General features: G+C 75.8%; 17 protein-coding genes. 9 read left to right on the top strand and 8 right to left on the bottom strand.

What is annotated here, in order from left to right:
• Positions 1–236 precede the first annotated feature (236 nt).
• Positions 237–746 (bottom strand): phosphohydrolase, encoded by a 510-nt coding sequence (locus tag ACI8AR_RS10215; RefSeq protein ID WP_457050924.1) that lies wholly within the window; start codon positions 744–746, stop codon positions 237–239.
• Positions 747–942: 196 nt separating this feature from the next.
• The gene (locus ACI8AR_RS10210; RefSeq protein ID WP_457050923.1) at positions 943–1,449 is read right to left on the bottom strand and encodes a single-stranded DNA-binding protein; all 507 of its coding nucleotides are present in this window, start codon (positions 1,447–1,449) and stop codon (positions 943–945) included.
• Positions 1,450–1,597: 148 nt separating this feature from the next.
• On the opposite strand from ACI8AR_RS10210, the gene recD2 reads away from it, so the two are divergent.
• The 4 genes from recD2 (at position 1,598) to ACI8AR_RS10190 (ending at position 6,869) form a co-directional block, all read left to right on the top strand.
• The gene (gene recD2 / locus ACI8AR_RS10205; protein ID WP_457050922.1) at positions 1,598–3,835 is read left to right on the top strand and encodes an SF1B family DNA helicase RecD2; all 2,238 of its coding nucleotides are present in this window, start codon (positions 1,598–1,600) and stop codon (positions 3,833–3,835) included.
• 102 nt (positions 3,836–3,937) lie between these two features.
• A complete protein-coding gene (locus ACI8AR_RS10200) occupies positions 3,938–5,413 on the top strand; it encodes a hypothetical protein (RefSeq protein WP_457050921.1) in 1,476 nt (491 codons plus the stop codon).
• Positions 5,414–5,479: 66 nt separating this feature from the next.
• Positions 5,480–6,529, top strand: a complete 1,050-nt coding sequence (locus ACI8AR_RS10195) for a PD-(D/E)XK nuclease family protein (RefSeq protein ID WP_457050920.1) — start codon at positions 5,480–5,482, stop codon at positions 6,527–6,529.
• 73 nt (positions 6,530–6,602) lie between these two features.
• Positions 6,603–6,869, top strand: a complete 267-nt coding sequence (locus ACI8AR_RS10190) for a hypothetical protein (protein WP_456937431.1) — start codon at positions 6,603–6,605, stop codon at positions 6,867–6,869.
• A 3-nt stretch (positions 6,870–6,872) separates the two neighbouring features.
• On the opposite strand, the gene ACI8AR_RS10185 is transcribed toward ACI8AR_RS10190, so the two are convergent.
• From ACI8AR_RS10185 to ACI8AR_RS10170, 4 genes are all read right to left on the bottom strand, one after another.
• Entirely contained in the window at positions 6,873–8,153 is a 1,281-nt protein-coding gene (locus ACI8AR_RS10185; protein WP_457050919.1) for a class I SAM-dependent methyltransferase, read from the bottom strand.
• A gap of 120 nt (positions 8,154–8,273) precedes the next feature.
• Positions 8,274–9,839, bottom strand: coding sequence for an adenylate/guanylate cyclase domain-containing protein (locus ACI8AR_RS10180; protein WP_457050918.1), 1,566 nt, complete (start codon positions 9,837–9,839; stop codon positions 8,274–8,276).
• A 199-nt stretch (positions 9,840–10,038) separates the two neighbouring features.
• Entirely contained in the window at positions 10,039–10,530 is a 492-nt protein-coding gene (locus ACI8AR_RS10175) for a DUF5313 family protein (RefSeq protein WP_456937434.1), read from the bottom strand.
• A gap of 79 nt (positions 10,531–10,609) precedes the next feature.
• Complete coding sequence (locus ACI8AR_RS10170) at positions 10,610–11,122, bottom strand: MarR family winged helix-turn-helix transcriptional regulator (RefSeq protein WP_457050917.1); 513 nt, start codon at positions 11,120–11,122, stop codon at positions 10,610–10,612.
• A 433-nt stretch (positions 11,123–11,555) separates the two neighbouring features.
• Here ACI8AR_RS10170 and ACI8AR_RS10165 point away from each other — a divergent pair, with 433 nt between their 5' ends.
• From ACI8AR_RS10165 to ACI8AR_RS10155, 3 genes are all read left to right on the top strand, one after another.
• Positions 11,556–12,431: a hypothetical protein gene (locus tag ACI8AR_RS10165; RefSeq protein WP_457050916.1), complete on the top strand. Its 876-nt coding sequence runs from the start codon at positions 11,556–11,558 to the stop codon at positions 12,429–12,431.
• A 136-nt stretch (positions 12,432–12,567) separates the two neighbouring features.
• Positions 12,568–12,960: a nuclear transport factor 2 family protein gene (locus tag ACI8AR_RS10160; RefSeq protein WP_457050915.1), complete on the top strand. Its 393-nt coding sequence runs from the start codon at positions 12,568–12,570 to the stop codon at positions 12,958–12,960.
• A 65-nt stretch (positions 12,961–13,025) separates the two neighbouring features.
• Entirely contained in the window at positions 13,026–14,705 is a 1,680-nt protein-coding gene (locus tag ACI8AR_RS10155; protein ID WP_457050914.1) for a LuxR C-terminal-related transcriptional regulator, read from the top strand.
• 27 nt (positions 14,706–14,732) lie between these two features.
• Here ACI8AR_RS10155 and ACI8AR_RS10150 read toward each other — a convergent pair whose 3' ends face one another.
• Together ACI8AR_RS10150 and ACI8AR_RS10145 are read right to left on the bottom strand one after the other, a co-directional pair.
• On the bottom strand, positions 14,733–15,743 hold the full coding sequence (locus ACI8AR_RS10150; RefSeq protein WP_457050913.1) for an amidohydrolase family protein: 1,011 nt from the start codon (positions 15,741–15,743) through the stop codon (positions 14,733–14,735).
• Complete coding sequence (locus tag ACI8AR_RS10145) at positions 15,740–16,147, bottom strand: metal-sulfur cluster assembly factor (protein ID WP_457050912.1); 408 nt, start codon at positions 16,145–16,147, stop codon at positions 15,740–15,742. The genes ACI8AR_RS10150 and ACI8AR_RS10145 overlap by 4 nt, the downstream gene beginning before the upstream one ends.
• A 326-nt stretch (positions 16,148–16,473) precedes the next feature.
• On the opposite strand from ACI8AR_RS10145, the gene ACI8AR_RS10140 reads away from it, so the two are divergent.
• Together ACI8AR_RS10140 and ACI8AR_RS10135 are read left to right on the top strand one after the other, a co-directional pair.
• Positions 16,474–18,621, top strand: a complete 2,148-nt coding sequence (locus tag ACI8AR_RS10140; protein ID WP_457050911.1) for a DEAD/DEAH box helicase — start codon at positions 16,474–16,476, stop codon at positions 18,619–18,621.
• A 79-nt stretch (positions 18,622–18,700) separates the two neighbouring features.
• Positions 18,701–20,617 carry an acyl-CoA dehydrogenase family protein gene (locus ACI8AR_RS10135; RefSeq protein ID WP_457050910.1) on the top strand — a complete coding sequence of 639 codons (1,917 nt, stop codon included), beginning with the start codon at positions 18,701–18,703 and terminating at the stop codon, positions 20,615–20,617.
• Positions 20,618–20,639 lie beyond the last annotated feature (22 nt).

Here is a 20,639-nt window from a genome sequence, read left to right as displayed (position 1 = left end):
CGCCGCCCGCGCGCGGGCCCGGGGGGGGGGGGGGGTGTCGCGGTGATGGGGGGGGTGGCGGAGGGGGGTCGGGGGGGGGGGGGGGGGGGGGGCGCGCCCGCCCCCCCCCCCCCCCCCCCCCCCCCCCCCCCCCCCCGCCCGCCGGGGGGGGCCCCCCCCCTTCTGCATTCCCGCACACGGCCCGACGAGACTGCACCACGCCCCGGTTCCGTCCTGACGGAACTGCTGCTGGTGCCTCAGACGAGGATGCGCCGGCCGTGGACCGGGTCCGCGGCCTCGGCCGCGAGCAGGATCCGCCGGGCGGGGCGGTAGCGGCCCTCGCGCAGGCTGCGCGCCCGGGCCGGGTCGGTGGCCGCCTGCTGAGCGGCGGCCGCGAGCAGGTGCTGGTTCTCGGCCAACTTGACCAGGCGCCCGAGCGGGTGCGCCGCGCACCGCCGGATGAGGCCGGCGATGTACGGCTCGCCCGGACGCGGCGTCACGGCGTCGATCGCCTCGACGACGACCGCCGGGACACCCAGGGCGAGCAGCCGGGGGAGGTCGTAGCGGCGGGCGGGATCAGGATGGTCGCCGGTCGTCCGGGCGACGTCCTGCAGCACGCCGGCCATCTCCGCCTCCGGACCGTGCGGCCGCAGCAACTCGGCGATCGGTCGCAACCGCACCAGGTAGATGTCCCGGCCGTGCTCGTCGGTCTGCCCCTCGTGGGCGGCCAGGGCGAGGAGGTGGGCGTCGGGAACGGTGAACGCCACGGGTCCGAGGCTAGGCGGTGCCCGGCACCGCGGGTCCCCGCGCGGGCCGTGTCGGACCGCGCTCCGACGGGATCACAGTCGCCCGCACCGGCTGGAGCCCGCCCGGGCCCGCGCTCGGGGCAGCGGACCCGGGCGAGCCGGGCACCGGGACGGTGCCGGCCCCGCGGTCACCGACCGCGGGGCCGGCCGGTCCCGGTCAGAACGGCGGCTCCTCCTCGGCGAAGCCGCCGACCGGCGCCGCGGCCCAGGGATCGGGCGAGCTGCCCCGGCCGGCACCGTTGCGGCCGTCGCGGGGCGTCTGTCCGCCAGCGGAGCCCCCACCGGGACCGTCGCCCGAGCGGGCGACCTTGGCGACGGTCGCCGTCGCATACCGCAGGGACGGGCCGATCTCGTCGACCTCGAGCTCGATGACGGTGCGCTTCTCGCCCTCCTTGGTCTCGAAGGACCGCTGCTTGAGACGCCCCTGGGCCATGACCCGCGAGCCGCGGGTCAGCGACCCCGCGACGTTCTCGGCCATCTGGCGCCAGCAGCTGCAGCGCAGGAAGAGCGCGTCGCCGTCCTTCCACTCCTGGGTCTGGCGGTCCAGGGTGCGTGGGGTCGAGGCGATGGTGAAGTCGGCAACCGCCGCTCCCGAGGGCGTGAAACGCAGCTCGGGGTCGCTGGTCAGGTTGCCGATGACGGTGATGACAGTGTCGCCGGCCATGATCCGGTCCTCCGTGTTGTCAGTGCATCGCTCAGGTGAGCGTCCGGAGGTTACGAGCACCGTCCGACAGTTCCGTGCGCTCCGCGGATTCCGTCATCGGGCGGTGTGACGATCGAGGGAGGACGGCGGAGCAGCGAGAGGACGGCAGGTGGCAGAGGCGCGGACGGGGGCGGTCCTGGAGGCGACGCTGGAGCGGATCACGTTCGCGAACGCCCAGACCGGCTACACCGTGGCCCGGGTCGACACCGGGCGCGGCGGGGACCTGGTCACCGTGGTGGGCTCGCTGCTCGGCGCCCAGCCGGGGGAGACGCTGCAGCTGCGCGGCCGGTGGGGCGCGCACCCCCAGTACGGCCGCCAGTTCCAGGTCGAGGACTACACGACCGTGCTGCCGGCCACGGTGCAGGGCATCCGGCGCTACCTCGGCTCCGGGCTGGTGAAGGGGATCGGCCCGCGGCTGGCCGCGCAGATCGTCGACCACTTCGGGGCCGACGCGCTGCGGGTGATCGAGGAGCAGCCGGCCCGGCTGGCCGAGGTGCCCAAGCTCGGCCCCAAGCGCACCCGGCTGATCACCGAGGCCTGGGAGGAGCAGCGGGCCATCAAGGAGGTGATGGTCTTTCTGCAGGGCGTCGGGGTCTCCACCTCGCTCGCCGTGCGCATCTACAAGCAGTACGGCGGCGCCGCGATCGGCGTCGTCCGCAGCGAGCCCTACCGCCTGGCTGCCGAGGTCTGGGGCATCGGCTTCAAGACCGCCGACACGATCGCCGCCGCGGTCGGCATCCCGCACGACAGCACCCAGCGGGTGGAGGCCGGGCTGCAGTTCGTGCTGTCCGAGGCCACCGGGCAGGGGCACTGCTTCCTGCCCGAGCACGACCTCATGGCCCGGGCGGTCGAGATGCTCCAGGTCCCCGCTGACCTGGTGCGCCACTGCCTGGCCCTGCTGGTCGCCGACCAGGGCCTGATCCGCGACGAACTGCCCGGCGCCGGCGGCCCACCCACGGTGGCCTACTACCTCGTGCCGTTCCACCGCGCCGAGGTCTCGCTCGCCGCCGGGCTGCGGAGGCTGGCCACCGCCGCCGAGGACCGCATGCCGGCCTTCGCCTCCGTCGACTGGGACGCCGCGCTCGCCTGGCTGCACCGGCGCACCGGCGTCGAGCTCGCGCCCGGCCAGCGGGACGCCGTCCGTTTGGCGCTGACCGAGCGGCTCGCCGTCCTCACCGGCGGGCCCGGCTGCGGCAAGAGCTTCACGGTGCGCTCGATCGTCACCCTCGCGAAGGCCAAGGGCGCGCGGATCGTGCTCGCGGCGCCGACCGGCCGGGCGGCCAAGCGGCTCACCGAGCTGACCGGGGTCGAGGCGGTGACCGTGCACCGGCTGCTGGAGCTGCGCCCCGGCGGCGACGCCGCCTACGACCGGGACCGGCCGCTGGACGCCGACCTGGTCGTCGTCGACGAGTCCTCGATGCTGGACCTGCTGCTGGCCAACAAGCTGGTGCGGGCGGTCCCGCCGGGCGCGCACCTGCTCCTCGTCGGCGACGTCGACCAGCTGCCGTCGGTCGGCGCCGGCGAGGTGCTGCGCGACCTGCTCGCCGAGGGCACCCCGGTGCCGCACGTGCGCCTGACGCAGGTCTTCCGGCAGGCCAGCCTGTCGGGGGTGGTGACCAACGCCCACCGCATCAACGCCGGCACCCCGCCGCAGGTGCAGGGCCTCGACGACTTCTTCCTGTTCGCCACCGACGACGCCGAGGAGGCCGCCCGGCTCACCGTGGACGTCGTCACCCGGCGCATCCCGGCCCGGTTCGGCCTCGACCCGCGCCGCGACGTCCAGGTGCTCACCCCGGTGCACCGCGGGCCGGCCGGCGCCGCCGGGCTCAACGAGCTGCTGCAGGAGGCGCTCACCCCGGCCCGGCCCGACCGAGCGGAGAAGCGGTTCGGCGGGCGGGTGTTCCGCGTCGGGGACAAGGTCACCCAGATCCGCAACGACTACGACAAGGGCCGCAACGGCGTCTTCAACGGCACCCAGGGCGTCGTCACCGCGATCGACCCGGTGGACCAGAAGGTCACCGTGGTCACCGACGAGGCCGAGGCGATCGACTACGACTTCGCCGAGCTCGACGAGCTGGTGCACGCCTACGCGGTCACCGTGCACCGCTCCCAGGGCAGCGAGTACCCGTGCGTCGTCGTCCCGCTGACCACCAGCGCCTGGATGATGCTGCAGCGCAACCTGCTCTACACCGCGGTCACGCGGGCCAAGCAGCTCGTCGTGCTGGTCGGCTCGCCCCGGGCGCTGGCCCAGGCCGTGCGCGCCGCCGGGTCCGGGCGCCGGCACACCGCCCTGGCCCACCGGCTGCGCGGGCGGGTGTCCTCCGACGACGGGCCGGAGCAGGGCTGACGCGATCGCCGGCACGGGGTGTCAAGTCGACACGCCGTTTTGTCGGTACCCCTTCCTAGATTCGGGGTCGACATCTTCCCCGTGTCATCCAAGGAGTCCGACATGGCCGTCCCTGGCCTCAAGACCCGCAAGCCCACCGGCCGCGTGCCGTGGCCGTGCATCCTCCTCGAGGGCGAGGAGAAGGCAGGCAAGAGCTGGGCGCTGGCCCAGTTCAGCAGCAGCGACCGGATCGGCGCGCTCTACTGGATCGACCTCAACGAGGGCGCCGGTGACGAGTACGGCGCGATCCCCGGCGCGCGGTACCAGCTCATCGAGCACGACGGCTCGTACGCCGCGGTGCTGGCCGCCGTCCAGGCGGTCAAGGCCGAGGCCCGCCGCGCCTCCGACGCCGGCGAGCCCCCGGTCGTGCTCGGCATCGACACCGGCTCGGCGATCTGGGACGGCCTGAAGGACTGGGCCAGCGAGCGCGCCGCGAAGTCCGCCCGCAACCGCGAGCTGCTCAAGCGCGACCCCAACGCCGAGGTCACCATCAGCCAGAACCTGTGGAACGACGCCGGCGCCCGCTGGCGGAAGCTGCAGACCGAGCTGCTGACCTTCCCCGGCATCGTCGTCGTGACCGCCCGCGGCAAGGAGGTCACCGAGGTCGACTCGAACGGCCGCCCGATCGAGGGCCAGAAGACCTGGTCGGTGCAGACCCACCGGGAGTTCCCGTACGCCGCGTCCGTGTGGATGCGGCTGCGCCGCGGCCGCCGGCCGCTGATCGTCGGCGCGCGCAGCGTGCACGTGGGCATCAAGCCCAACGACGACCCGGCGCGCGAGGTCACCGACCCGAAGGCGACCGGCCGGCTGCTGGAGTGGCTGGTGTTCGACGCGCTCAAGTGCGACCCGGGCACCGCGCACGTGCGCGACCTCGTCTCCTTCCACGGCGGCGGGCTGCTCGAGCACGAGCGCACGGAAGAGGCGCAGCAGGCCCGCCCGGCCGCCCGGGCCGGCGGCCGCGGCGAGCCGGACGCCGCCGACCTGGTCGCGCGGATCGACGACGCCCGCGACGACGACGAGCTGCGCGAGGTCTGGACCGTGGCCAACCGCAACGGCCTGCTGCAGGCCGACGTCCCCACCCCGGGCGGCTCGTACACGGTCGCGGAGCTGATCCGCGCCCGGCACGAGCAGCTGGTCGAGTCGTCGATGACGACCCACCCCGCCGGGCGGCGCCGGGTCGCGGCCGGCGACCCGTCGGTCCCGCAGACGCCCGCCTCGGTGCTGCAGGCCGCCCAGGCCGCGGCGGCGGCCGCGCAGGCCGCCGTCTCGGCTCCCCGGCCCGACGCCGAGGACGCTGCGCCGGCGAACCCGCTGCTGGAGTCCTCGCCGACCCCGGACGACCCGCGGGAGCGGCGCAACACCGCGGCCCGCCGGGGCGTGCTCGCCAGCCTGGAGAGCCTGGGCGTGACCGACGAGCAGATCGGCGCCCGGTTCGGCCGGTCCGTCGAGCACGTGGCGACCAAGCGGCTCACCGCGCTGGTGCGCGCGGTGATCGCCGAGCGCCGGGACGGCGACGACGGTCGTGCGGACGTCGCCTGAGCCGCGCGGCGGGGCGGGGCCGGACCTCCCGGCCCCGCCCCGCCGCCCCCGACCGGGAGCGGGACGGTGACCGCCGTCCTGCCCGCGCGTCCCGGCGCCGCCGAGCGGCGGGCCGCGCCCAGCCTGGCCGCGGCGGTCCGGGACCTCGACAGCCGCCGGGCCCGTTCCCGGCAGCGGATGATCGGCGCCTCGGAGGTCGGCGAGTGCCGGCGCCGGGCGGCCTACCGGATCGCCCGGCGCCGGCCGACCAACGCCCGTGCCGGGCTGCAGGCCTTCATCGGCACCGAGCTGCACCGCGGGGTGCTCCGCGCGCTGCGCCGCCAGTACGGCGGGCTCACCGAGGTGGGCCTGCGCGGCGAGCAGGTCAAGGGCCGCTGCGACTGGTGGCACGAGCCGGTGGTGGAGGACCTCAAGACGACGTCGCGGTTCGGCTTCGAGCGGGTCCTCACCCGCGGGGTGCCGGTCCGGCACTGGTTCCAGGTGGCCCTCTACGCGTGGCTGCTGCGCACCGGGCAGACCGCCGACCGGCGGCTGCCGTCGGGGGACGGGCAGGACGTCGAGGGCCTGCGGATCCGCTACCTGTCCCGCGACTCCGGCGAGGACGTCGTCTTCGAGGCCGATCACGACCCGGCGCTGACCGCCGAGGCGCTCATGTGGCTGACCGACGTCTACGCCACCGTGGAGGAGGACGGCGTGGACGCCGTCCCGCGCGACGGGTTCGGGCCCGGCGTGGACGGGATGTGCGACTGGTGCCCGTTCCTCGACCTGTGCTGGGGCCCGCCGGTGGACCCCGGGACGGAGGGCGAGGTCTCCCGCCAGTCCCGGCTGACGGTCACCGACGCCGACTACGTCGAGGCCGTCCACGACTACGACGCCTGGCGGGCGGCGGAGAACGAGGCCCGGCGGCACAAGGAGTTCGCCCGCGAGCGGCTGCGGGGCCGGTCCGGGCCGGCCGGCGACCTGCACTGCGAGTGGACCGGCGGTGGGATGCGCACGCAGGTCGACAAGGACGCCGCGGTGGAGCGGCTGGCCGAGCTCGGCGAGGTCGTGCCCACCCGGCGGACCCGCAGCGCGTCGACGATCCGGGTCACGCGGAACGGGATCCGGCCCGACTGAGGACCCGGTGGCGCGACGTCACCCCCTGGGTGCACCATCGAACACACGTTCGAGAACCGTCCCGGAGGCACTGATGACCACCGTCCCGACGTCCCACCTGTCCGCCGGGGAGCCGGTCCTGACCGGCGACGTCATCGGCACCGACTTCGGCCTCCCGCTGGTCCGTCCGGTCAAGACCGCACGCGGGGGCCGGGTGCGGGTCGTGCGCTCGCGCTGCCGGGCGCACGGCGGCGTCGTCGTCTGGTTCACCGACGGCACCAAGACCCCGCCGCTGCACGGGCGCACCAGCTGGATCCTCGCCGAGCCGGGGCCGGGTGCGCCCGCGCAGGACGTCGCCTGACGCTCACACCCAGGCGGTGCGCCGCAGCGGGGGCGGCGCGCCGCCGGGCCGCTGGACGAGCACCTGGTCCACGCCCATGGTGCCCGCCTCGAACGCCAGCGCGCACGCCGCCATGTACAGCCGCCACACCCGGACGCGCCCCTCGCCGGCGGCCGCGACGGCCTCGTCCCAGTGCTTCTCCAGCCGGGCCACCCAGGCGCGCAGCGTGAGGGCGTAGTGCCGGCGCAGCGCCTCGACGTCGAGCACCTCCAGGCCGGCGTCCTCCAGCGCGCCGACGGTCTCGGCCAGGCCCAGCAGCTCCCCGTCGGGGAAGACGTAGCGGGCGATGAACGAGTCCGGGTCCGGCCGCCACCGCCCGTCGCGCCAGGCGATGGCGTGGTTGAGCAGCCGGCCGCCAGGGCGCAGCAGGTCGCGCAGGTGCGCGGCGTACGAGGGCATCTGCTGCCGGCCGACGTGCTCGGCCATCCCGATCGAGGCGATCGCGTCGAAGGGGCCGTCGGTGACCTCGCGGTAGTCCTGCACCCGGACGTCGACCCGGTCGGTCAGGCCCGCCTCCGCGACCCGCTTGCGCGCCAGTGCGGCCTGCTCGGCGGAGAGCGTGACCCCGACGACGTCGGCGCCGTACCGCCGCGCGGCGTGCAGCGCCAGCCCGCCCCACCCGCAGCCCACGTCGAGCAGGCGCATGCCGGGCCGGAGCCCGAGCTTGCGGCAGACCAGGTCGAGCTTGGCCTCCTGGGCGGCGTCGAGGCCGGTCCACTCGTCGGTCCAGACCGCGCACGAGTAGACCAGCGTGGGCCCGAGGACCAGGGCGTAGAAGTCGTTGCCGACGTCGTAGTGGTGGGCGATGGCGGCGGCGTCCCGGCGGCGGGAGTGCCGGGGTCCGGCCCGGCCGACGCGGGCCTCCTCCGCCGGCGGGGGCGGCGGCGGTCCGACGGCGCCGAGCCGGGCGGCGGTGCGCAGCAGCGCCCAGCGCGCGGACGGGCGCAGCGGCGGGGCCGGTTCCCCCTGTCCCCACGTGGAGAGCACGCGCAGCGCGGTGAGGGTGGCGAACACGTCACCGGGGACGTCGACGTCGCCGGCGACGTAGGCGCGGGCCAGGCCGAGCTGGACCGGCGACCACAGGACCCGGCGGAACGCCCGCCGCGACCGGAGGACGACCACCGGCGCCCCGGGCGGGCCGGTCTCGCTGCCGTCCCAGGCCCGCAGCCGGACGGGGAGCCCGCCGGCGCCGAGGACCGTCGTCAGCGCGCGCGCCGCCCGGGGCGCGACCTCCCTGGTGCCCATGTCGGCTCCTCTCGCCGCGGCCACACCTCCTGCGCCTCCCCTCGCGCAGGAGGCACCGTGCCAGGGACCGCCCGGTCCCGCACCGGGTTCGACCACGCGGGCCGGGCCCGTCCGGGCCGGTCAGTGCGGGGTCCGGGCCGAGGCGGCGCCGCGCCTGCCCCCGGACCGCGGTGCCGGGACGGGGGAGGTCCGCAGGGGGAGCTGCACGAGGTAGGCGTCGACCGCGGCGTCCCTGCCCTTGAGCCGCAGGCCGGTCACCGGCACGAGGTCGACCGCGGCCGGCAGCTGGTCGCGCGTCCCGGTGCCGATGAGCACGCCGCCGACCGGGGCGTGCTGCTGCAGCCGGGCCGCGACGTTCACGGTGTCCCCGACGGCGGGGTAGACCAGGTAGCCGCTGCCGCCCATCTCGCTGAACACGACGGGGCCGCTGTCGACGCCGATCCGCAGTCCCGGCCAGTCGGGGTGCGCGGCGCGGATCCGCGCCACCTCGGCCTGCAGCGCCGCGGCCGCCTCCACCGCGCGCAGCGCGTGGTCGGGCTGGTCCCCGGCGCGGTTGAACGTCGCGAACACGCCGTCGCCGGCGAACTTCTCCACCTCGCCGCCGAACCGCCGGGAGATCAGCGGCGCGGCCCGCTCGTAGTAGGCCCGGAGCATGGCCGCGACCTCCACGGCGTCGTGCCGGGCGGTGAAGGCGGTGAAGCCCGCCAGGTCGCCGACCAGCACCGACACCTCGCCGCGGTGCTCGCGCGTCGTCGGCAGGTAGAGGGTGCGGAAGCGCTCGTCCCGCCACTCCCGCCGCGCGGCGGTGAAGACGAGGAGGTAGGCGATGACGATCAGCGCGTGCCACACCCACCAGGCGGGGTGCCACTTGCGCTCACCGGCCAGCGCCACGCCGACCAGGGCCTCCGCGAGCAGGCCGTAGCAGGCCACGACGCTGAACAGGAGCAGCCCGAAGTGGCTCCGGTTGACCCACCAGAGGCGGACCGCGGCCAGCAGGTAGAGCAGCGCGCCGATCGTCGCGGCCACCGTGAGCGCGAGGTGCTCCCCGCCCTCGGCGGTCACCTGCTGCAGGGGTGGCCACTCGGCCACCGACCACAGCCCCCAGACGACGATCGCCCCGAACACGGCGCCCCGCAGCGCCTGCCGGTGGCGCGCCACCCACGCCTCGGTCGGTGGCCGCGCGTCCACCAGGGCCGACGCCGCGGCGAAGGGGGCGGCGACGAGCAGTCCGATCGTGATGGCGACGGTGAAGCCGGGCAGCGCGTCGTGGGTGAGCACGTGCTGGGTGCCGATGGCGTGCAGCGCCATGAAGCCGCTGGTCGCGAGGAACGCCAGGGACAGGAGCAGGACGCGCGCGTCCCCGCGTCGGCGCGCCGCCTCCCCGGCGACCAGCGACAGGCTGGCCGCCACGCCCCCGACGGTCAGGAAGACGGAGAAGTGCAGCGCCGGCCCGCTCCAGTACAGCCCCTCGAAGTCGCTGCGCAGCAGGAACACCAGCCCGGCCAGGGGGAGGGTCAGCGCGACCAGCACCATCGCCGCGACCGTCGGCCGGCGTCCGTGGACGGCGATCAGGTGGGTGAGGGTGCCCGGCGTGGTCCGGCCCGCGCCTGCGAGCGCCGGGGCGACGTCCTCCCGGCGGTGGCGGAGCGGCGACCCGGTCGCGGGGTCGCGGTGCCGGCCGGTCACCGCGCGTCCCCGGGACGGGCGCGCGGGCGCCCGCGCCGCGGGGACTCCTCCCGGAGCCGGCGGCGTGCGCTCCCGGCCGTCGTGGCCGGTGCCGAGGTCACGGAGGGCAGTCTGCTCCCGTGGAGGGGGCGGGCACCAGCACCGCGGTGCACCCGCCGGCGGCCGATGCCGCTGGTCAGCGCCCCCGGCGGCCCGGCGCCTAGCGGCTGGTGCGGTCGCGGTAGCGGGCGGCGCGCCTGGCCGCAGCGGCCCGGCGGCGCTGCCGGTCGCGCTCCTCGCGCACCTCCCACCGGGCCTCGCGGTGCGCGGCGGCGGTGCCGACCGGGTAGCCGGCCTTGACCACGCGGTTCTCCGTCGCCTCCACCATGTAGGCCAGCGAGTAGACCAGCCCGAGGGCGATGCCGCCGCCGGCCACGGCGATGCGCAGCCCCCAGCCGGCCGGCAGGACCAGCATGACCACCGCGATCGGGACCGCCATCTGCACGAGGCTGCGCACGACGTGCCGCGCCCACCAGGTGCTCGTCGTCGTGTCGAACAGGACCCAGCCGCGGTTGCGCCGGGGGAGCCCGCCACCAAGGGCGTACCAGAGCCACCGGTGCGGGGCGGGGCGGACGACGGGGTCGGCAGGGGCGCCGGACCCCGGGCTGTGCTCGGTCATGTCGGTGGTGTGCTCCTGCTCGGTGACGGCCATGCCCCCATCGTCCCCCCGAACGCATGGTGCACCAAGCATTGGGGGGCCATGTGTCGGACCAGACAGTTGGGGAGGCAGGTCAGGCGGGGTCACGGGCCGCCAGCGCCTCCTGCGAGGCGGCGATGACCCGGGTGAGGGCCCCGTGGAGGCTCATCAGCTCCTCGACGGGCATCCCGAGCCGCTCGACGATGCCCGCCGGGATGGCCTCGGCCTTCGCGCGCAGGGCGAGCCCCTCCTCGGTCAGCGCGAGCGCCAGGTTGCGCTGGTCCGCGGGATCGCGCTCGCGGCGCAGCAGGCCGGCCGCCTCGAGCCGCTTGAGCAGCGGGGAGAGGGTGCCGGGGTCGAGCTGCAGCAGTCCCGACAGCCGCTTCACCGACAGCGACCCGTGCTGCCACAGTGCGAGCATCACCAGGTACTGCGGGTGGGTCAGGCCGAGCGGCTCCAGGACGGGGCGGTAGACGGCGACCACGTTGCGCGCGGCCACCGAGAGCGCGAAGCAGACCTGCCGGTCGAGGGCGAGCACGTCCTCCGAGGCGAGGGCGAGCAGCTCCCCGGACCCGGCGGGGGCCTGCGGCGTCTGGCTCGTGGTCACCCCGCCAGGGTAGGCCGTTGGGGCACCAACGGTTCGGCGTCCGACGGTCGCCCGCCGGCCCGGGGAGCGCGCCGACCGGGTCCGGCGCGCGGCGCCACGCCGTCGGTCGGCGCAGCCGGTGGTCACCTGGGTGGCTCCGACGAACGGTGCCCCCCAGCGCCTGCGGAACCCGGTGACGTGCTGCTCGGTGGGGAAGTACGCACGGCCACGGCGTGCTCGGCGCCGTCGCGGCCGAGAGCCTCCGCCGCCCCCGCGTCGCACGCCAGCTCGGCGAGGCCGGCGCCCGGCCAGAGCTGCCGCACGTCGGCGAGCACCTGCTGGAGCGCGGGCTCGCCGGGTGCTCCCTCCGTCATCCCTTACTGAGGGTGCCGTCCGCGCCGTGTCCCGTCGCCGGAGCGGCCGCCCCAGGGTGTCCTGCTGCCAGGATCGACGGGTGGCGGAGGACACGGCCGCGGCGCTGGCCGACGAGCAGGTGTCGCTCGTCCGGGACGACCCCCCGGCGCGGTGGGCGCTCCTGTGCCGGTTGTACGAGCTCCCGGTCGAGGTGGACCGCGGCTACCTGCCCTACCGGCGGGCCGCGGCGGCGTTCATGGGCTGGCAGCTGCGGCGGGGCCTGCTGGCCCCCGAGTCCGGCTCCACGCCGGGCAGCCCGTGGTGGCGGGCGCTCAACGAGGCGCTGCTCAGGGACACCAGCGAGGCGCGGGAGCTCGCCTTCGGCCGGCCCGGGGAGCCGCGCACCGCGGGGGTGACCGCGACCCTCGACTTCATCCACGCCCCCACCGCCCGGACCTGGTACCGGGCGCACAACGTGAGCATCGTGTCGGCGTACCTGGCCCACGAGGACCTCGCCCGCCGCGAGGGCCGCGTCGAGCGGTTCTTCCTCAACCTCGTGCTCGTGCGTGTGCTCTACGCGCACGCCCTGGTGGCCGCGCCGCGGCTGGCCCTCGGCTGGCTGGCGCCGGCGGGCCGCGCGCTCGGGGACCCGCGGCTGGGCATGACGGGCATCTTCCTGTCCCTGTCGCGCGTGCTGCCGGACCGCTATCCGCTCGGTGACGACCTGGGCAGGTACGTCACCGCCGAGCACCGCCTCGGCCACCTGCTCGACGTCGGCATGGTCGTCCCCAGGCTCCAGGCCCTCTACGGGTGGTCGGCCCGCGAGCTCGGGCTCCCGGGACTCACCGCGCTGCTCGCCTCCCCGGGGCCGACCCCGGCCTACGCCTGGGACCCGCGGGACGCCGACGCCTGGCACCCCCGGCCCTCCCGCCTCGCCCGCGCCGCGCGGCGCGCGGTCCCCGCGCCGTCGCGCTGAGCACGGTCGAGCCGCGCCGTGCGCAGAAGTGCCGACCCGACCGGCGGCCGCGCTCCACGATCCTGCCGATGTGCCCTCGCCCCCGTCTCCCTAGCGTGCCGGTGAACGGATGCGACGAGCAGCGCAGGAGGCGGACATGAGCCAGCACCCGCACGTTGCCACGGTCGACCGGATGACCGGCGCCGTCCTCGGGGGCGACCGGGAGGTGCTCGACGAGCTCCTCACGGACGACTTCACGTTCCACTACCGCGGGCCGTACCCGAAGCCCGGGGACCACGCCGGTGCGGCCGGGCTGATGGAGGTCATCGGCGCGGTCGTCGAGGCCACCGGCGGCGATGTCGACCTGCAGCAGCGGTTCTGCGTGCCTGTCGGCGAGTGGGTGTCCGAGTGGGAGCACGCGGTCCTGGGCCGCCGGGGCCGCCGCCTGGAGTCGGACAACGCGTTCGTCTACCGCTTCGCCGACGACCGGATCGCGGAGATGTGGATGTTCATCGGGGCGCCTCCGGGCAGTGAGGAGTTCTTCGCCTAGCGGGGCGGTGCCCGCGCCGGTCCGGGGTGCTGGTGCCGCGTCCGGGCCGGCGCGACACTGTGCCCATGCGACAGCCGGTCGGCTGGCGCACCGGTGGTCCGGCGGACTGGGAGAGCGCCTACCGCGACCTCTCGGCCGTCCTCACCGACGGCCAGCCGTCCCCCGACGACCTCGACGTGGTCGCCACGGCGGCGTACCTCACCGGCCGCGACGAGGAGGGCTTCGCCCTGTGGGCGCGGGCCCACCGCGCCTGCCTCGACGCCGGGCAGGTGCCGCGTGCCGCGCGCGTCGGGATCGGCCTGGCGCGGTGCCTGGCCTTCACGGGCGACCTCGCCCGCGCCCGCGGGTGGGTGGGCCGTGCGCGGCGGCTGCTCGACGACGCGGAGGCCGACTGCGTGGAACGGGGTTACCTCGACTACGTGGCGGCGATGTGCCGCGTCGTCGAGACCGGCGACGCCGCCGGCGCCCACGTCGGCCTCGTCCGGGCCGTGGCGACGGCGGCCCGCTTCGAGGACCGGGAGCTGGACACCCTCGCCCGCATCGGGCTGGGCCGGTGCCGCATCTACCTCGGCGAGCCGGCCGAGGGCCTGCGCCTGCTGGACGAGGCGATGGTGGCGGTCGAGGGCCGTGAGGTCCCGCCGGTCGCCGTCGGCGACTCCTACTGCACGGTCATCGACGCCTGCCACGAGCTGTTCGACGTGCCGCGCTTCCAGGGGTGGACCGAGTCCTTCACGCGGTGGCTCCGGTCGCAGGCCGGACTCACCGTCTACGACGGGCACTGCTCCCTCCACCGGGCCGAGCTCGCGCTCCTCCGGGGGACCTGGGCCGACGCCGCGGCCGAGGCGGACCGGGCGGTCGGCCGGCTGGGCCGGCCGCGGAACGTCCTGACCCTGGGCGGGGCCCACTACGTCCGGGCGGAGGTGCACCGCGTGCGCGGGGAGTTCGACGCCGCGGACGGGGACTACCGGAGGGCGCACGAGCTCGGGTGCGAGCCCCAGCCCGGGCTCGCGCTGCTGCGCCTGGGGCAGGGGCGCACCGATCTCGCCGAGGCGGCCGTCCGCCGGCTGGAGGCCGAGGTGACCGAGCCCGTCGCCCGGGCGCGCGTGCTCGGGGCGTTCGCCGAGATCGTGCTCGCGGCCGGGGACGGGACCGCGGCCGGCGCGGCCGCCGACGAGCTGGCGGCGACGGCGCGGGTCCAGGGATCCCGCTACCTGGCCGCCGCGGCCGCCCACGCTCAGGCGGCGGTGCTGCTGGCGGCGGGGGAGGCCCGTGCGGCCCTGGTGCTCTCGCGCCAGGCGTGGCGCCACTGGAGCGAGCTGCGCACGCCGTACGAGGGAGCGCGCACCCGCGTCCTGCTCGCCGGGGTATGCCGGGCCCTGGGGGACCGGGAGTCCGCGGACCTCGAGTTGGAGGCGGCGCGGGCGACCTTCCTGGACCTGGGTGCCCGGCCGGACGCCGACCGGGTGGCACCCGCGCCGGTTCCGGCCGCCGACCGGTCCGCCGGCCCGCTCTCGGCCCGGGAGGTCGAGGTCCTCGTGCGGGTCGCGTGCGGGGCCACCAACCGGGCCGTCGCGCGGCAGCTCCGCATCAGCGAGCGCACGGTCGCCAGCCACCTCAACCACATCTTCACCAAGATCGGGGTGGGCTCTCGCGCCGCGGCCACCGCCTACGCCTACGAGCACCGGCTCGTGGGGCACGGCGACCGGGACGCGGCCGGCGGCGACGCCGGACCGGTGCACCGGTGAGCGGTGCGCCGCCCGACCCGGCCCGGATCAGTGCGCCGGGGGGCGGCCCAGCCGCGACCTGGTCTCCTCCACGTCGAACCCGTGCAGGCGGAGCAGGTTCTCGCCGAGGATCTTCCGCTTGGCGACGTCGGTGAGCTGCGGGTAGCCGTAGCCCTCGCACAGATCCTGCGGGATGGAGAAGTCCATGAACGCGCGCAGCGCCCACTGCGGGTGGAAGATCGGCGCCTCCGAGCCGTAGACGATCTTGTCCTCGCCGCACCAGAACAGCAGCTTGCCGAGGATCTCGGCGAACATCCGCGGCGCCCGCACGACGAAGTTGATCGTCGCCGCCAGCGAGGCGTACAGGTTGGGCCAGCGGATCAGCTGCCAGCAGGTCTCGTCGAGGAACGGCAGCCCGACGTGGAAGATCACGAAGTTGATGTCGGGGAAGGCGGCCGCCGCGCCGTCCATGTCCCAGGTCTGGGTCGCCTCGACCGGCTGCGGGCCGAGCGGCACGCCCTTGTGCACGCCGATCAGGTTCACCCCGAGCTCCTGGGCCTTCTCGAACACCGGGAACGCGACCCGCGGGTCGTCCATCCGCCACGGGAACGGGGAGCCGTAGTCGTAGCGGACGTTGTAGAACTTGAACGCCCGTGCGCCGAACTCGCCGACCTGGCGCTCCATCAGGTCCAGCGCCCGGCGCCCCTCGAGCGGGTTGACCGAGCCCCAGAACACCGTCCGGTCCGGGTCCCGCTGGGCGAGCTCCGCGCACGTCTCCCACGGGGAGAGCCCGTCGCGGAACAGGTCGGTCAGCGGCAGCGGCATCGCGGCCAGCATGTCGGTGTCGGACTGCTCGTAGACCATCTGCCGGATGTCGGCGGGCGTCCACTCCCGGAGGAACTCCTCCGCCGACAGCGTCGGCTCGCCGTCGGGGGTCAGCGTCGTGTGGAAGGCGTACAGGTGGTTGGCGAACATCTGTCCCGGCGACCCGAACGCGTTCTTGGCCGTGAAGTTGAAGGGGTGCGCGACCCCGTCGAACACGAAAGCGTCGCCGATCATCGTCGTCCTCCTGTGCTGGGGCCGAGCTGGGGGCGGTGGGCGGAGAGGAACGCGTCGCGGTCGGGGACCGCGACGGGGTCGGGGAGGGATCGCAGCCGGCGGGCGGCCGCGGGGGAGAGCCGGTCGGTCGTCCAGACCTCGTCCCAGACGACCTCCACCTCGCAGGTCTCGACGCCGGGCTGCCGGCGGATCGCCGTCTCGACGTCGGTGAGCACCCGGGCCGCGAACGGGCACCAGCCCGAGGTGAGCAGCAGCTCGACCCGGGCGTGGCCGTCGCGGACGTTGACCGACCGGAGCAGGCCCATGTCGACGACGGAGATGCCCTTCTCCCGGCAGCAGGGGTCGAACACCGTGGACAGCGCGCGGGCGGCCCACCCGGGCACCGCGGGGGACGGCTGCGTCATGCCGCCATGGTGTGACCTGTGCCACAGCCGGACCAGGGGTTCCGCCGCGACCGGCCCCGTCGGACCCGCGGGCGAGGGGGCGGGAACAGCGCGGCGCCCCGGGTGTTGACACCATGGAGGCCCCGCCCCCGGGACCGGAGCGGGCCGACCCACACCCGGCGCCCCGCCGGCCGGGGCGCCCGGCCGGCCGATCGTGGCCTCCGGCGACCCCGGAGGCGTCCGCCGGACCCGGGGCACCGGTCCCGTCCGGAGCATCCCCGCTCCGGCCGCGGGTCCGTGCGCCGTGCTGCCGCGGCGACCGTGCCCGGCACTGCAGAGGAGGATCCTTGGCTCGACCAGGCCAGCGCCAGTCAGGCGCTCGCCGCAGCGCCCCGCGCGACCAGCGGCGGGGCCGCCGTGACGACGACGTCGTCGCGGTGCTCGCCCGCACCGTCCGGGACGTGGAGGCGGCCGCCCGGCGCGGGCGGGTCACGCCCGCCGTCCGCACGCGGTTCCAGGCCGTCGCGCTGCTGCTGCGCGACGAGCGCGCCCGCGTCCGCGCGGACACGGGCCTCAGCGACGGCCGCCGGACCGAGCAGCTCAAGCGCCTGGACGGCGTCGCGACCATCCTCGCGACGACGGCCGTCCGCGACGCCGGGCTGCTGGCGCTGCTCGGCGAGGACGCCGTCGTCTCCGACGCGGCCCGGTCGCTCGTGCGCGAGATGCAGAAGGCAGCCGGCATCGAGCCGGTGCTCGAGGAGGCCCCGCCGGCCGAGGAGCCGGACGCGCCCGCCGCGCCCCCGCGCCGCGCGGTGCCGCAGTCGGTGATCTCCCGGCAGCTGGCCAACCCCTTCCTGGCACCCGACTTCTCCGCCGCCCCCGTGCGCGCCCCGCGCCCGCAACGCCTGGCCGGCTGGGAGCTGCTCGGCCCGCTGCTGACCTCCTTCGAGCGCGCCGGCGGCGGCGCCCCGGCGTGCATGGACCTGCCCTTCCCGACCGACCGCTTCACCCCGCCCGGGCTGGAGCTGATGCCGCACCAGGGGCAGCTGGTCGCCGCGGCCGCGGCCGGGCACCGGACGTTCCTGCTCGCCGACGAGCCCGGCCTGGGCAAGACCGCGCAGGCGCTGCTCGCCGCGGAGGCGGCCGATGCCTACCCGCTGCTCGTCGTCGTGCCGAACGTCGTCAAGACCAACTGGGCGCGCGAGGCCGGCCGCTGGACGCCGCACCGCCCGGCCACCGTGGTGCAGGGCGACGGCGAGACGGTCGACGGCTTCGCCGACGTCGTCGTCGTCAACTACGAGGTGCTCGACCGCCACGTGGGCTGGCTCGGCGACTTCGGCTTCCGCGGGATGGTCGTCGACGAGGCGCACTTCATCAAGAACAAGACCTCGCAGCGGTCGCAGCACGTCCTCGCCCTGTCCGAGCGCATCCGGTCGCGCACCGTGCGGCCGCTGCTGATGGCCCTCACCGGCACCCCGCTGATCAACGACATCGAGGACTTCCGGGCCATCTGGCAGTTCCTCGGCTGGATCGACGACGCCAAGCCGCTCGGCGAGCTGATGGACGCCCTCGAGGACACCGGCCTGACGCCCGCCGACCGCGGCTTCTCCGCCGCCGCCCGGCAGCGCGTGATCGACCTGGGGATCGTGCGCCGCCGCAAGGTCGACGTCGCCGCCGACATCCCCGCCCGCCGCATCGCCGACCTCCCGGTCGAGCTGGACGGCGCGGCCGGCCGGTCGATCCGGGCGGCCGAGCAGGAGCTGGTCCGCCGGCTGGTGCGCCAGTACGAGACCGCGCTGGCGGCCCGGACCTCCGGAGTCGTCGAGGGGATCGACGCCGACCTGGTGCGGCGGGTGGCCCGCTCCGAGCTCAAGGACGCCACCACCACGACCGGCGAGAACGTGTTCGGGATGATGCGGCGGATCGGCCGGGCGAAGGCCGGGCTGGCCGCCGACTACGCCGCCCAGCTGGCCCGCAGCGCCGGCAAGGTGGTCTTCTTCGCCAAGCACGTGGACGTCATGGACGCCGCCGAGGAGACCTTCGCCCGGGCGGGCGTGCGGTTCTCCTCCATCCGGGGCGACCAGACGCCGACGGCGCGCCAGCGCGAGGTCGACGCGTTCGTCACCGACCCCGACGTCCACGTCGCGGTGTGCTCGCTGACCGCGGCCGGTGTGGGCCTGAACCTGCAGGTCGCCTCCAACGTCGTGCTCGCCGAGCTGTCGTGGACCGACGCCGAGCAGACGCAGGCGATCGACCGCAGCCACCGCATCGGCCAGACCGAGCCGGTCACCGCGTGGCGGATCATCGCCGCGCAGACCCTCGACGCGCGGATCGCCGAGCTGATCGACACCAAGGCGGGCCTCGCTGCCCGGGCGCTGGACGGCTCCGACGAGGAGGTGTCCTCGTCGGCCGACGTGCAGCTCGAGGCGCTGGTCGCGCTGCTCACCGACGCGCTGCGGACGTCGTCCGGGCAGGAGGAGGCCCTCGGCGCCTGACCGCACCGCGCCGGTCCCCGCGCCGGTCCCCGTGCCGGGGACCGTTGTCCCGGCGTGGGGACCGGCGCGATGCTGCCCCATGGCGTCGAACCCCACGTACGAGCAGTCGAAGCAGGTCGCCGAGGCCAGCCGTGAGACCTCCTGGACCAAACCGTCGTTCGGCCGGGAGCTGTTCCTCGGGAACCTCCGCCTGGACCTGGTCCACCCGCAGCCGGAGGCCGACCCGGCCGCGGTCGAGAAGGGCGAGGCGTTCCTGGAGCGTCTCCGGGTCTTCCTCACCGAGCGCGTGGACCCGCGGGAGATCGAGCGTGACGCCCGGATCCCCGACGACGTCGTCCGGGGGCTGGAGGAGCTCGGCGCCCTCGGGATGAAGATCCCCGAGGAGTACGGGGGCCTGGGCCTGAGCCAGGTGTACTACAACCGGGCGCTGGCCCTGGCCGGCACCTGGCACTCCTCGATCTCGACGCTGCTGTCGGCGCACCAGTCGATCGGCCTGCCCGAACCGCTGCGGCTGTTCGGCACGGAGGAGCAGAAGCGCGAGTGGCTGCCCCGGCTGGCCCGGGACCACCTCTCGGCGTTCCTGCTCACCGAGCCCGACGTCGGCTCCGACCCCGCGCGGATGAGCACCACGGCGGTCCCGACCGACGACGGCACCGGCTACCGCATCACCGGCACGAAGCTCTGGGCGACCAACGGCGTCATCGCCGACGTGGTGGTGGTCCTGGCCGTCGTCCCGCGGTCCGAGGGGCACCCGGGCGGCATCACCGCCTTCATCTGCCCCACCGACCGGGAGGGCGTGCGCGTCGAGCACCGCAACGCGTTCATGGGACTGCGGGGCATCGAGAACTCGGTGACCCGCTTCGACGACGTCCTCGTCCCCGCGGGCGATGTCATCGGGGGCGAGGGGAAGGGGCTGCGGATCGCCCTCACCACCCTGAACACCGGCCGGCTGTCGCTGCCGGCGATCTGCGTGTCGACGGCCAAGTACGCCCTGAAGATCGCGCGCGAGTGGTCGGCCGAGCGCCGGCAGTGGGGGCGGCCGATCGGGGAGCACGACCCGGTGGCGCAGAAGATCGCCTGGCTGGCGGGCACGGCGTTCGGGCTGGAGGCGGTGCTCGAGGTGTCCAGCCGCCTGGCCGACGACAAGCGCAACGACATCCGGATCGAGGCCGCGCTGGCGAAGCTCTACGCCTCGGAGCTCGCCTGGACCGCCGCCGACGAGGTGGTGCAGGTGCGCGGCGGGCGCGGGTTCGAGACCGCCGAGTCCCTCGCCCGGCGCGGCGAGAAGCCGGTGCCGGCCGAGCAGATGCTGCGCGACATGCGCATCAACCGGATCTTCGAGGGCTCCACCGAGATCATGCACCTGTTCATCGCCCGCGAGGCCGTCGACCAGCACCTGCAGGTCGCGGGCGGCCTGCTCGGCGACTCCGGCCTGGCCGACAAGGCGCGGGCCGCAGGGAAGGCCGGTGCCTTCTACGCCCGGTGGTTCCCGACGCTGACCACGGGACCGGGCCGGCGCCCCGGCGCCTTCGCCGAGTTCGGCGAGCTGGCCGGGCACCTGCGCTGGGCCGAGCGCGCCGCGCGCAAGCTGGCCCGCTCGACCTTCTACGCGATGGCCCGCCACCAGGGGCGCCTGGAGCGCAAGGGCCGGCTGCTCGGGCGGATCGTCGACATCGGCGCCGAGGTGTACGCCGTCGCCTGCGCCTGCGTGTACGCCGACACCCTCGGGCGCGAGCGCCCCGAGCGGCGGCAGGAGGCGGTCGAGCTGGCCGGCCTGTTCTGCGGCCAGGCCCGCCGCCGGGCCGGCCGGCTGTTCCACGACCTGTGGGCCAACGACGACGACCGCCAGTACGCGGCCGCGCAGCGGGTGCTCGCCGGCCGCTACGCGTGGTTCGAGGAGGGCGTGCTCGACCCCGCCGGCGACGGCCCGATGATGCCGGCGCACGCCCGGCCGGACGGGACGTCGGTCCCCGTGGAGGCGGCGGCCACGCCGTAGGGGGCTGCCGGGTGGCGGCGCG

The organism is Geodermatophilus sp. SYSU D01036, from assembly GCF_054050435.1.
This window is presented reverse-complemented; position numbering and strand designations above follow the sequence as displayed.

Bases quoted from the DNA above. Each gene is read 5' to 3' on its own strand.
- ACI8AR_RS10210 (WP_457050923.1), bottom strand. From the start codon at position 1,449: ATGGCCGGCGACACTGTCATCACCGTCATCGGCAACCTGACCAGCGAC.
- ACI8AR_RS10200 (WP_457050921.1), top strand. From the start codon at position 3,938: ATGGCCGTCCCTGGCCTCAAGACCCGCAAGCCCACCGGCCGCGTGCCG.
- ACI8AR_RS10190 (WP_456937431.1), top strand. From the start codon at position 6,603: ATGACCACCGTCCCGACGTCCCACCTGTCCGCCGGGGAGCCGGTCCTG.
- ACI8AR_RS10185 (WP_457050919.1), bottom strand. From the start codon at position 8,153: ATGGGCACCAGGGAGGTCGCGCCCCGGGCGGCGCGCGCGCTGACGACG.
- ACI8AR_RS10175 (WP_456937434.1), bottom strand. From the start codon at position 10,530: ATGGCCGTCACCGAGCAGGAGCACACCACCGACATGACCGAGCACAGC.
- ACI8AR_RS10160 (WP_457050915.1), top strand. From the start codon at position 12,568: ATGAGCCAGCACCCGCACGTTGCCACGGTCGACCGGATGACCGGCGCC.
- ACI8AR_RS10155 (WP_457050914.1), top strand. From the start codon at position 13,026: ATGCGACAGCCGGTCGGCTGGCGCACCGGTGGTCCGGCGGACTGGGAG.
- ACI8AR_RS10150 (WP_457050913.1), bottom strand. From the start codon at position 15,743: ATGATCGGCGACGCTTTCGTGTTCGACGGGGTCGCGCACCCCTTCAAC.
- ACI8AR_RS10145 (WP_457050912.1), bottom strand. From the start codon at position 16,147: ATGACGCAGCCGTCCCCCGCGGTGCCCGGGTGGGCCGCCCGCGCGCTG.
- ACI8AR_RS10135 (WP_457050910.1), top strand. From the start codon at position 18,701: ATGGCGTCGAACCCCACGTACGAGCAGTCGAAGCAGGTCGCCGAGGCC.